The sequence below is a fragment of the Pseudanabaena sp. lw0831 genome, from assembly GCF_016584665.1.
Classification (GTDB): domain Bacteria; phylum Cyanobacteriota; class Cyanobacteriia; order Pseudanabaenales; family Pseudanabaenaceae; genus Pseudanabaena.
This window is the reverse complement of record NZ_BBJB01000023.1, coordinates 63,713-75,563: the sequence shown is the minus strand read 5'-3', so window position 1 is coordinate 75,563 and position 11,851 is coordinate 63,713. Positions and strand designations below refer to the sequence as shown.

The 11,851-nt window shown below is 42.8% G+C and carries 11 protein-coding genes; 6 read left to right on the top strand and 5 right to left on the bottom strand.

Annotation, left to right across the window (positions count from 1 at the left end):
- Positions 1-200: 200 nt before the first annotated feature.
- The 6 genes from APA_RS05165 (at position 201) to larC (APA_RS25410) (ending at position 6,001) form a co-directional block, all read left to right on the top strand.
- Positions 201-884 (top strand): tetratricopeptide repeat protein, encoded by a 684-nt coding sequence (locus APA_RS05165; protein WP_201321243.1) that lies wholly within the window; start codon positions 201-203, stop codon positions 882-884.
- A 227-nt stretch (positions 885-1,111) separates the two neighbouring features.
- Positions 1,112-2,251: a J domain-containing protein gene (locus APA_RS05160; protein ID WP_201321242.1), complete on the top strand. Its 1,140-nt coding sequence runs from the start codon at positions 1,112-1,114 to the stop codon at positions 2,249-2,251.
- Between the two features lie 46 nt (positions 2,252-2,297).
- Positions 2,298-3,239, top strand: coding sequence for a tRNA epoxyqueuosine(34) reductase QueG (gene queG / locus APA_RS05155; RefSeq protein ID WP_201321241.1), 942 nt, complete (start codon positions 2,298-2,300; stop codon positions 3,237-3,239).
- Between the two features lie 75 nt (positions 3,240-3,314).
- Positions 3,315-4,409 (top strand): pentapeptide repeat-containing protein, encoded by a 1,095-nt coding sequence (locus APA_RS05150; protein ID WP_201321240.1) that lies wholly within the window; start codon positions 3,315-3,317, stop codon positions 4,407-4,409.
- 201 nt (positions 4,410-4,610) lie between these two features.
- Positions 4,611-5,486, top strand: coding sequence for a nickel pincer cofactor biosynthesis protein LarC (larC, locus tag APA_RS25415; RefSeq protein ID WP_201321239.1), 876 nt, complete (start codon positions 4,611-4,613; stop codon positions 5,484-5,486).
- 89 nt (positions 5,487-5,575) lie between these two features.
- Positions 5,576-6,001, top strand: coding sequence for a nickel insertion protein (larC, locus tag APA_RS25410; protein WP_201321238.1), 426 nt, complete (start codon positions 5,576-5,578; stop codon positions 5,999-6,001).
- A gap of 12 nt (positions 6,002-6,013) precedes the next feature.
- On the opposite strand, the gene APA_RS05135 is transcribed toward larC (APA_RS25410), so the two are convergent.
- The 5 genes from APA_RS05135 to APA_RS05115 form a co-directional block, all read right to left on the bottom strand.
- Positions 6,014-6,772, bottom strand: a complete 759-nt coding sequence (locus APA_RS05135; protein ID WP_236579415.1) for a Uma2 family endonuclease — start codon at positions 6,770-6,772, stop codon at positions 6,014-6,016.
- Between the two features lie 104 nt (positions 6,773-6,876).
- A complete protein-coding gene (locus APA_RS05130; protein WP_201321237.1) occupies positions 6,877-7,326 on the bottom strand; it encodes a gas vesicle protein K in 450 nt (149 codons plus the stop codon).
- Between the two features lie 65 nt (positions 7,327-7,391).
- Positions 7,392-8,009: an ABC transporter ATP-binding protein gene (locus APA_RS05125; protein WP_201321248.1), complete on the bottom strand. Its 618-nt coding sequence runs from the start codon at positions 8,007-8,009 to the stop codon at positions 7,392-7,394.
- Between the two features lie 210 nt (positions 8,010-8,219).
- Positions 8,220-10,250: a PAS domain-containing hybrid sensor histidine kinase/response regulator gene (locus tag APA_RS05120; protein ID WP_201321236.1), complete on the bottom strand. Its 2,031-nt coding sequence runs from the start codon at positions 10,248-10,250 to the stop codon at positions 8,220-8,222.
- Between the two features lie 110 nt (positions 10,251-10,360).
- Entirely contained in the window at positions 10,361-11,830 is a 1,470-nt protein-coding gene (locus tag APA_RS05115) for a TldD/PmbA family protein (protein ID WP_201321235.1), read from the bottom strand.
- Positions 11,831-11,851: the final 21 nt, after the last annotated feature.

Here is an 11,851-nt window from a genome sequence, read left to right as displayed (position 1 = left end):
CGCCGACTCTCCCTTTTTAATAGAATAGCGGCGCGAAGCGCCGCCATTCTATTTTTGGTCTTCGAGCATTGTTATAAAAAACAAAATCAGTTTCATAATTAGAATTGCTACTTTTTTGTATAACCAACAGGAAGTTTGTCTTGAAACGATCGCTAAAAATATTAGGTTGTTTGAATTTGTGCGTAATACTCACAAGCATCATGTCAGTATTACCTGCGATCGCGGTTAATCCCAACACAAATATAGTGCAGCCTCTCAAAGCAAACAAAGCCGATAAACGTGCCGCCGAAGAATATCGCCAAGTGGGACTTGCCTATCGCCAACAAGAACGCTTTGATGACGCGATCGACGCTTTGCAAAAATCAGTTGCGCTCGATCCCAGTAATCTCGATGGGCGGATTATTCTCGGCTGGACACAGCACCTTTCTAAAAAATATGATGCGGCGGCTACATCTCTGTGGGAAGCAATTTATTTGTCACCAACATCACTGCAAGCATTTAATGCGATCGGCATCGTTTACCTAGTGCGTGGCGATTTATCGCAATCTGTAGTTCTCCATAGCTGGGCGGCACTGCTTAAGACCGATAACGAGATCGCCCATTATAATCTCAGTCTGGCTTATCAACGCTTAAAACAATACGATCTAGCGATCGCCTATGCTCAGAAAGCGATCGAACTTGAACCGAATAACCCACATCCCTTTGTTGCTAATGCGATCGCGCAATGGACATCAGGCGATCAGACTAGTGCCAAAAAAACTTTTCGTCAGGCGATCGGGGTTGATCCTCGATATCGCAGTCCTGAATATTTAAACTTTCTTAACGAAGCAGGTTTTAGTAATGATCAAATTCAAACTGCAAAACAAGTTTTAGCAAGCTCATAAACTGCCCTAACCTATTCATAGAGTTTATGTCTCGACTTGATTGGCTATAACAATAATTCTCGAAAGTGTGACTACACTTTCGAGAATTGGTATTTTTCTATTGGAAATATGTGATTATTGCGATCGCACCTGTAATAGTGGTGGGTAAGCTATTATTACTTATTTAGTTTAAGATCTTTTAGAAGCTAAAAGATCTTGTTTGGGTAGAGCAACACAGAGGATAGATCGTGGAAAACCCAAGAACATTTCGTATAGATCGCGGCATCGGTCAATATGACTTTAATGATTATTACGCTGTGTTGGGCTTACCACTGACAGCGGAATCTTCTCTTGTGCGTAGGCGATATCTTCTAATTGCCAAATGCCTTCACCCTGATATTCATGGGCGATCAAATTCTGAGAAGGAAGTAGCTACTCAATATCTATCTAAGCTAGTTAATCCTGCTTACAATGTGCTTTCCCAAGAACGGGAGCGAACAGAATATTCAGCAATTCTAAAATTGCTAGGCAAACGCCTAATGAAGCGCAATCAAAAATTTGTGCCTCAGGCAGACATTGCCCAACGATATTTAATTTCCTCAAAAGACTTTAATTATGAACAAAATGTTCATGAAATAGCCAAAGTCCAGTATCAAGATCTAGGTCAAGCCTTAGAAAAAATTGCTTTGTTAAGTGAGCTGAATTTAATACATATTCTGCTGCAAGAGGGTTACAAACCTGCGCCAAGCTCGCCAAGTGCAAGTTCTTCCTCCTATACATCTTCTGTACAGCCTGCTAGTGACGACACCAGAATTCAAACTGGCAATTCAGGCGTTCATAGAGCTAGTTCATCTAGTAATGCGGGTGCTAATAACACTGGGGTTAATAGAGCAGGAGCATCTTATTCCAGCTCAGGCAGCAGCTATCAAATGCGAAGTGAGGCTCAATCACCATTGCGTAACAACAGTAATGCAGGTAATGCTTCAGCAAAAAATACCAGTCAAGCTAGTAATACCAGTCAAGATAACAATAAAAGCAATGCTACTAATGGCTCACTTAATCAATATATTCGCCAAGCTGAAAGCTACATCAATCAAAAATTATGGGCTTCAGCTCTAAAGGAACTGCGTAGTGCCATCCAACTTGATTGCAACAATAGTAAATGTCATGCTTTGTTGGGATTTGTCTATATGAATCAAAAATTATCAGGCATGGCAAAAGTGAGCTTTCTGCAAGCTTTGAAACTTAATCCTGATGAACCCTTAGCCAAACAATATATTGACCAAGTCAGTGGTACAAATTCTGGCGGCACTAATGGAGCAAAACCAGATCCTAAAGCCAAGAATGACAAAAAGGGTGGATTTTTTGGTTGGTTAGGTGGTGGTTAGTTGGGGACTACAGGCTGCGCAAAGTGCGGCTAGTAGTGGTTGCACTATGGAAAAATTATTGCAAACAGAAATTAAATTAGCGATCCAACAAAAAGCGATCGCCCTTGGTTTTAGTAAAGTTGGGATAGCTAAGGCAGAGTCTGGTATCGAAGCAGAGCGTTTACAGGAATGGCTAGCACTGGGATATCAAGCGGATATGGATTGGATGACAAATCCCAAGCGGCAAGATATTACGCAGGTAATGGAAGGAGTTAAGTCAGTAATTTGTGTGGCTTTAAATTACTACACACCGCACCAACATTCAGAAGATCGCAACGTTGGCAAAATTTCCCGCTATGGTTGGGGAAGAGACTATCACAAGGTTTTGACCAAGAAACTTAAGGCTTTAGCAACTTGGTTAAATACTCAAGGGGAGAATATTCAAACTCGTTATTATGTGGATACTGGCCCGATCTCGGAAAAAGCCTTTGCTCAAAGGGCGGGGATCGGTTGGATTGGCAAGCATAGTAATGTGATTACGCGGGACTATGGTTCTTGGTTATTTTTGGGAGAAGTGTTAACTAACCTAGAATTAGAGCCTGATGTACCACATACCGATCATTGCGGTACTTGTACTCGCTGCATTGATGCTTGTCCGACGGGTGCGATCGCGCAGCCATTTGTGGTCGATGCCAATCGCTGTATTGCTTTTCACACAATTGAAAATAAAGCCGCACAAATTCCCGTTGCGATCGCGAATAATTTACAAAACTGGGTGGCAGGCTGTGATATTTGCCAAGATGTTTGCCCGTGGAATCAACGTTTTGCTCAAGAAACCTTAGAGTCTGATTTTCAACCTTTTCCCTACAATGTTGATCCTCAGCTAGAGGATCTAGCAAATATGACTGAGGAGGAATGGGATCAAAATTTTACAGGCTCGGCTCTGAGAAGGATTAAACGCGATCGCTGGCAACGCAATGCCAAAACAGCGATCGACTCAGCCATTTAGCTTGTGTAGATTTATTTAATAAAACAGCTTAAATTAGAATCATCTTCAAACATCAATTTGAGTAATTAAACCATCTTGGCAGATCTAAAGATTGTTCGACATATTAAAGACGGTGCTGAGCGTTGGAATGCTTGGCGCGAAAAAACGCAGCCTGAGACAATCGACTTGCAAAAAGCCGACTTATCTGGGCTGAAGCTAGTCGGTGCAAATCTGTCACAAGTAAACTTAAGTAAAGCCAACTTTAGTAAGGCTGATTTAAATCAAGCAGATCTATCGGGAGCGAATTTAAGTGAAGCTGCATTCGTAAATTCCAATTTGAAGGGAGCCAATTTAAGTGGCGCAATTTTACATCAGGTAAATTTTGGTCAAGCAAATCTTCAGGATGTCAATCTGACTGGTACGGATCTGCGATCGCTAGACCTGAGAGGCATAAATATTGGAGTTGCCAATCTCAGTGGCGCAGACTTACGCGGCGTAAATCTCAGTGGGGAAAGTTTCAAAAGTGCCAATCTCAGCGGCGCAAATCTTAGTGGTTCAAATCTCCAAAACACAGATTTTAGTGGCGCGAACTTAAGCAATGTGAACTTGAGTAGAGCCAAGCTAAATCGAGCCAAATTAAGGGGAGCATTATTAACCCGTGCAAATTTATGTGGAGCATCCCTTGATTTTGCCGATATCAGTATGGCGGGATGTCTGATGGCAAATTTTAGCGAGGCAATTTTAAACAATGCAATTTTGAACAACGCAAACTTGGGCGGCGCGATTTTAAGTGGAGCACAACTAGTCGGGGCATCTCTATGTAATACATTTTTGAACGATGCTTCTATGAGTCTTGCTAACTTCACTAAAGCTAATCTCAGTGATGCCGATCTCAGTCAAGCCTATATGTATAGAGCAATTTTGTCGCAGTCAACCTGTGTCGAAACTAAATTTCGACATGCTGAGATGCAGGAAGTTGACTTAAGTATGGCAATTCTCAAAAAAGCAAATTTTGCGATCGCAAATCTACAAAAAGCTTACTTTGGCGGTGCAGATTTGAGTGGCGCGGTCTTAATTGGAACTAATTTAGAGAATGCGAATCTGGCTAATGCTAATTTAACTGATGTAGTTATCGAAAGCACTATTTGGACAGACGCAAATCTCCAAGGTGTGATTGGGCTTTCTCAATAATTCCGAACATTTACAGCGCTTTGCGCTCAAACCCGAACCAAGAAATTTTTTGAAAGTGTTGCGAAGAAACACTTTCAAAAAATTTCTTGGTTCGTTTGATCGAAAATTGCTGTATAAAGAGAGATGGCGCGAAGCGCCGCCTCCCTTCATAAATGTTGGGATTCAGGAGCAAGTCATTTTTGAAATTCTGTAAGGATTAGCATGGGAAGCATTGCATATTTGGATTGTCCGACAGGAATTGCGGGTGATATGTGTCTAGGTGCGCTGGTGAGTGCGGGTGTACCTTTAGAGTATTTACAAGATATTGTTCATAAATTAGGACTCGATCGCGAAGTTAAGTTATGGACAGAATCCGTTTATCGTGGCGGTATCGAAGCTACAAAATTGCATGTCGAATTATTAAACTATAACGGCGAAGAGCCACCCACCGTTGCGATTGAACAGACTCATTCTCATTCCGATCATGTTCATTCCCATAGTGATGAAGAACATAGTCATGATTTCCATACTCATGAGCATTCTCATAAAGATGATTCCCATCCAGTGCATCGCCACTTACCTGATATTGAGAAGATCATTCGTAATGCTAAATTACCAAAACAGGTTGAAGTTTGGAGCTTAGCAACATTTAAAGAACTAGCGATCGCTGAAGGTGCAGTGCATGGAATCGCTCCAGAAGCGGTACATTTTCATGAAGTGGGTGCAATCGATGCGATCATCGATATTGTCTGTACCTGTGCAGGATTTGCTTGGCTGGAAGTTGACAAAATCTATTGCTCAGCATTGCCTGCGGGTGGCGGCTATGTCGATTGCGATCATGGCAAGATGCCTGTGCCAGCCCCTGCCACATTAAAATTATGGGAAATGCATGAGGTGACTACATTTGATAATGGGATTAGAAAAGAATTAGTAACTCCCACTGGAGCCGCGATCGCAGTCACGCTCTGTGAAAAATTTGGCGAAGTTCCCTTAATGAAAATCAAAAAAGTGGGTCTGGGTGCAGGTACGCAGGATTTAGAAATTCCCAACGCTTTGCGTTTGTGGATTGGTAAGAGCAAAAAAAAAATCTTGAAATAAAGAAGCATCGGGCAACGTCCGATGCTTCTTTATTTCAAGATTTTCAAAGTATAGAAACGATAGCTATTCTCGAAACGCAAGTTGATGATATGACTGCTCAGGCGATCGCCTATACGATGGAGCAGTTATTGCAGAATGGCGCGTTAGACGTTTATACCCAAGCGATCGGAATGAAGAAATCGCGCAATGGCATCTTGATAACGGTAATTTGTCCTTTCGATCGTCAATCTATTTGTGAACAAATTCTCTTTTGCGAAACTTGCACTCTTGGCATTAGATATCGCTTACAAGAGCGCAAAATTCTCTATCGTGAAATCCATGAAGTAGAAACAGAATATGGTAAAGCAAGAGTTAAGATTGCATGGCGCGACGGATTCTGTACAATTCAACCAGAGTATGAGGACTGTGCAAAGTTGGCGCGATCGCAAAATATTCCATTAACACAAGTGCAAGAAATAGTTAAGATTGCAGGAGAGGATTTTTTAGAAGTTTTGCGCGATCGTAAAGATAGCTAGTACAGCAATTCCCTATGGCTCTATCCCCAACTCTCGCAAACGTTGTTCTAAATACTTAGCTCGTTGCTCAGATTGTTCTGCATCAGTGAGTATCCAGTTCTCATTATAATCGTAAAATCTTAACCACAAACGCTGAACTCCTTTATACTCACCTTCCCATAAACCGATGCCTAACTCAATTTCGGTCATCCATACTTTTAGTTCTGTGAGATCTTTTTCTACATAGCGATCGCTCTGTAAAGTAAACACCCTCATTTGATCGGTATAGCGACTGAATACCACATAGTAAGGAATTCGCAAGATCTTTTCATACACTTCCCATTTCGATGGGGGCTTTTCGGTATTGCCATTGTGAGAAATTTGCTCTCTTGAATGTGATTTGCCTAAGTCCTCTTTTTCGGTGCTGGGTGATAATAGCTCCACAACAATATGGGGACTAACGCCTTCTTGCCAGATCACATAACTTAGCCGCAGATCTTGATCGTCATAGAGTTTGGGTACACCAACCACACCGAACCAATCGGGGCGCTTATACCAATTTTGGTGATGCACATTATAATAAAGATTCAGATCGCTGGAGCTAAATATGCGATCGCTTTTGTAATTCGCAGGACAAAATGTTAGCCATAAAAGCTCAGACTGAAAACCATGAAATTGATCCACCCCAAGTTCCTCATGGTTTTCGCTTGGCAAGTCATACATTGTCGGCAATGTCTCTCTAGGAGAAAGTGGAGGATCGCTCTGTTCAGTTGGATACTTGAGTCGATACATAAGTTGTCTACTAACTCATTCTAATCTTGGATCATACCAGAGAATTAAAACTGATTTTGGGGTTTTCACCGCCTACGGTGATGAAAACCCCAAAATCGGTTTCATTATGAAGTGCGATCGCCTGAAGTCAGTACTAGCTTCAATTTGAGGTCTATTAGATTAATATCAGCTAAACCAATCTGTACATCACCTTCTAAAACAATGCCTGTACTGATTAAGCGATCAAGTAGTTCCAAAATAGATGACTCACTGGATGATTTGTCGGGATAATATGCACCACGCTTAGGCAGAAGTTTACCAAATTCACCTAAATCAAGATTCAGGTCTTCAGGATCGATATCGAGAACTTCACAAAGATTAAAAATCTGCTGCTCTAAAGCTTGCAAGCTATCAGCGGCTTTCTCGATTTCAGACTCAGTTAATTTTTCGGCATCCATCCGTCGAATTACTTGAGCTTCCATTAACTGACGCAACAATTCCACCAATGTGAGGATCAATGGGGCAAGTCCAGATTTTTTGGGTTTGACGATTAAACTATCAGTACTATCAGTCATTTGAGAATTCCACAAGCTTCTTAGCGTAGTAGTTTAGAGCAGGTTGCGGCGCGAAGCGCCGCATTTTAGATCTTGCCATGAGCAATTGTCCAAGTTTGATCTGCCATCGAGTCAAGCTCGTCAGGATCATGGGTAACGACAAGGATTGTCCAATTTTTTTTGAGTTCTTGCAAGATACCGAGAATTTGCTTACGCATTGACCAATCTAAGCCTGCGGTTGGCTCATCTAGCAGTAACAAGCTGGGCTGACGAATTAACTGCACAGCGAGAGCTAATCGCCTCTGCTGACCACCACTGAGAGACTGCGGGGAATTGTTGGGATTAAGATGACTTAAGCCTACAGAACTTAATGCTCCTTGTATGCGATCGCTATCTAGATCAATATGTCCTAATCTTAATTCTTCTAAAATTGTGCTCCCACAAAAATGACGCTCAGGAAACTGAAATACTAACCCGCATATTTGTTGTAAGTGATCGGGCATCAGTTCTTGAGATTTCCAATAAATGCTGCCGCTATTCCATTGGACAAACCCAGCCAAAATTTCCAGTAACGTACTTTTGCCAGAACCGCTTGGTCCGATCATCAAGCCCAATTGCCGATCTTGTAACTCAAAGGATATGTTGTTGAGAATTGCTTCAGGAGTGGCGGGAGGATGATAGCAAAGATTGCGGATGGAGAGCATAAAATTTTTGAAGGTTAGAATGGCAAAGCTTAGCTTTGCCATTCTAACCTTCAATGCAAACCCAAAGAAGTATTGGCGGCGCTTCGCGCCGCCAATACTTCTTTGGGTTTGTTCGATCAAAACCGCCACAAGAAGGGTCGCAGGGCGAAGCCCCGCAATGGGTTTTATATTCTTATTCGTGGCAAATTTGAAAGCAAATTGCTGTAAATGCTAACTGGATAATTTTGCTAGTTCTTGGCAGGCAATTTGATATTGCTCCTCAATTTCTGCTAATAGTTCTGGTAAGCCTTGATTGTCTCCGCGTTTGCTCTTTAGCTCGACTTCGAGACAGAGCTTGCCCAATGCTTTAGCGCCCAAAATATTACTACTGCCTTTCATGGTATGGGCATTATAGCCAACCTCTTGGAGATTGTTATTAGCGATCGCCTGTCGAAGATTTTGCAATAGTATCGGTGCTTCTTCGATTGTGAATAGGTTAATCATCCGCCCAATTAGCTTAGGATTAATTTGTTCAAGATTCATGACAGCGGCTGGATCAATTACTGAAGAAATGATTTCTTTTGCGGCTGGATCTACGCTCTCATGATCAAATTGAGCACCCACAGCCCATTTCTCGATCGTCCGGTGCAGCGAATCCATCATAATCGGCTTGCTGATGTAATCATCCATGCCAGCCCGTAAACACATCTCGCGATCGCCTTGCATCGCACTAGCAGTCATCGCAATAATCGTGGGACGTTCATAACCTGTTTGGAGTTCATCCCAATGATTAACCAAATAGGATGCTGTTTCTAGCCCATCCATTTCGGGCATTTGCACATCTAGTAAGAGCAAGTCATAATGATTAACCTGTAGAGCTTCTAGCACTGCCAAGCCATTATCGACAACATCGGGCTGATAGCCCATTTTAATCAGCATCGCCATGGCTAGCTCTTGATTGATTAAGTTGTCTTCAGCAATCAAAATTTTCAACGGGATGCGATCGCCTAGCCGAATATTACCAGTGACATTCTTATTCATTGCATCTTGCAACGTATAATTTGGCTTCTCCTTGGCAATTTGGGTCATCACCGTAAATGAAAACGCCGAACCATGATTAGCATTGCTTTCGACTTGGATTTTGCCCCCCATAGTTTCGACCAAATTTTTGCAGATTACTAGCCCTAGTCCAGTACCGCCGTACTTGCGGGAGGTGGAAACCGTTGCTTGAGAAAAAGGCTGAAAGAGCCGCTGCATCTGTTCATTACTAATGCCAATACCTGTATCGGTGACCGAAAACAGCAATTGAAAAGGGCGATCGGCTGTGGGAACTTGATCGGAAGCTAAGCGCACCCCAATTCGAACTGAACCTGTATCCGTAAATTTAAGCGCATTAGAAACCAGATTTAATAAAATTTGCCGTAGTCGCGTCACATCACCAATGATAAATGGTGGCACTTGGGGCTGCATCATGACTTCAAACTTGAGACTCTTTTCCTTGGCTTTAGATAACTGCACATCGTAGATATCGCGTACCAAGGCTTTTACATCCAGAGGTGCATTTTCTAATTCCAATTTGCCTGATTCAATTTTGGAGAAGTCCAAAATATCATTGATTACCGAAAGCAGCATTTCTCCGCTGACTTGGATTGTGCGTACAAATTTGTCCTGTTCGGCGTTGAGGTCAGTTCCTGCTAAGAGTTGGGTCATGCCGATCACACCATTAATTGGTGTCCGAATTTCATGGCTCATCATCGCTAAAAAAGCTGCCTTGGTACGAACTGCTTCTTCCGCTTCCTCTTTAGCTTGGCGTAGATCTTCCATTAATTGCATCTGTCGCCGATCTGCGTGTTTTTTGGTAGTAATATCGCGAAAACACCAAATTAAGCCAAAAAACTTATTTTGCTCGGAGCTGACGGGACTTGTGTAGTAATCAAAGATGCGATCGCCATAAACAATTTCACCACGTCTAAACAGATCGGGCGCATCGTAGGTAGTCTCTAACAGATTTATCAAAGCGGCTGGAAGATCGGATTTAACAAAAAATGTCCCTAATGGCGATCCGTTATGAAACTCATTCTCAATAAATAAGTCATGGGGAATATTCCACATTTCGCAAAAACGACGATTAAAACTGACGATCCGTCCTTGTTCATCGACGGCAAAAATTCCATCGATCGCAGCCTCTTTTTGAGCATGGAGTAGCAAGTTAGTCCGTTGAAGCTCCTTAATCAGCTCAATATTGATCGCATTTGCATCCACGGCTTGATCACCTTTTGATCACTTTAGTAGAAAGCTTACAGTGCTTTGTGCTGAAGTTAAAGCCATATTTTTATAAAAAGAACCGCTTAGCGGTTCTTTTTATAAAAATATTAACGACCACCGACGGTAATCGCGTCTACTTTGATATGGGGCTGTCCGACGGTGACATAGACACTACCACTGACAGAGCCACAAAAACCTGCGGCGAGTTCTAGATCGCGAGAACTCATGGAGATTTCTTGCATAATTTCTTTGGCATCGCCGATCAGCGTTGCACCCTTGAGTGGTTTTGTAATTTTGCCGTTTTCAATCAGATAAGCTTCGTCAACGGCAAAGTTAAATTGACCAGTGGGCAAGACGCTGCCGCCGCCCATTTTTTTGCAGTAGATACCTTTATCGACTGAGGCAAAAAGATCGTCTAAAGAAAAATCACCTGCGTCAATATAGGTGTTTCGCATCCGACTAGCTGCTGCATAGGCATAGCTTTGGCGACGACCGCTACCTGTGCGCGGATGACCTGTGCGTAACTCACCAGCGCGATCGCTAATAAAGTTTTTCAGGATGCCATTCTCAATTAAGAGGGTGCGCTGCGTGGGCATTCCTTCATCATCCATATCGATGGTTCCAAAGGCTTCTTCGGAGCGTCCTTCATCCCAAGCCGTGAGATTCTCATGGGCGATTTTTTGACCTTTCATTTCTGCAAAGGGTGTCGTCTTCGCTTCGATGCCCGTAGTTTCTAGTAAGTGTCCACAAGCTTCATGGAAGATCACGCCGCCAAACTGGTTTGCCATGACGATCGGATAGGAGCCAGACTCGACGTAATCGGCATAGAGCATTTTGCCTGCGGCTTCGACGATTTCATCGACAACGGGTTCGTAGTTCCAATTGCGGAGGTAGCTAGGGTCGCTCGTGCCGCCAACGCGCTTACCAATGGATGAGCGATTTGTGCCATCAGCACAGAGTAAGTTAGAACCAATCGACTGGGTGAGGCGAATATCTCTGGCAAATGTGCCATCACTTGAGGCAACCAAGATTTCTTGCCAATCGCGGAAATATCCCGATCGCCTTGATTGGATATGTTTACCCTTTTTCGCAAGCATCTGATTTGTACCAAGGAGAATGTCACCCATTTCGCGCATAGGGCTACATTGGGCGATCCATGATTCTTTGTTCTTTTTGGTGGCATAGTCACGAAAGAGTTCCAAATGAATCGATGGAATGATCGAGTTTTGAGAGGGAAGTTGTAATCCTAAAATAGAAAGGGCGCGTTCGAGGGCAGATTTTAATCCGAGAAAAGTCAAATCATTGGTACTGACATAGCAATCAGCTTTGCCTTTGAAGGCGCGAATCCCTGCTCCTGTGGATAAACGTGGCGAGATGCTGGTAATCGTGTCATCTTCAGCGAGACAGCTAATGTAATTATTTCGCTCTAGGAAAAACTCCACAAAATCAGCTCCTGCGGAGCGACCGAGTCCCAACAAGATCGAGAGTGGGGCTTCCCATGTTTCGTCAAAGCGATCGCTTACTGGAGAATATTGCAGATTTGCTAGCTCTTTGGTCTGGAGCAAGGTACTGATCATAATGACTGGCAATTAGTTGAT

What these genes read in the sequence shown, in the direction of transcription:
- APA_RS05165 (WP_201321243.1), top strand. Translation starts at nt 201, where the DNA reads ATGTCAGTATTACCTGCGATCGCGGTTAATCCCAACACAAATATAGTG.
- queG (WP_201321241.1), top strand. Translation starts at nt 2,298, where the DNA reads ATGGAAAAATTATTGCAAACAGAAATTAAATTAGCGATCCAACAAAAA.
- larC (WP_201321239.1), top strand. Translation starts at nt 4,611, where the DNA reads ATGGGAAGCATTGCATATTTGGATTGTCCGACAGGAATTGCGGGTGAT.
- larC (WP_201321238.1), top strand. Translation starts at nt 5,576, where the DNA reads ATGACTGCTCAGGCGATCGCCTATACGATGGAGCAGTTATTGCAGAAT.
- APA_RS05135 (WP_236579415.1), bottom strand. Translation starts at nt 6,772, where the DNA reads ATGTATCGACTCAAGTATCCAACTGAACAGAGCGATCCTCCACTTTCT.
- APA_RS05130 (WP_201321237.1), bottom strand. Translation starts at nt 7,326, where the DNA reads ATGACTGATAGTACTGATAGTTTAATCGTCAAACCCAAAAAATCTGGA.
- APA_RS05125 (WP_201321248.1), bottom strand. Translation starts at nt 8,009, where the DNA reads ATGCTCTCCATCCGCAATCTTTGCTATCATCCTCCCGCCACTCCTGAA.
- APA_RS05115 (WP_201321235.1), bottom strand. Translation starts at nt 11,830, where the DNA reads ATGATCAGTACCTTGCTCCAGACCAAAGAGCTAGCAAATCTGCAATAT.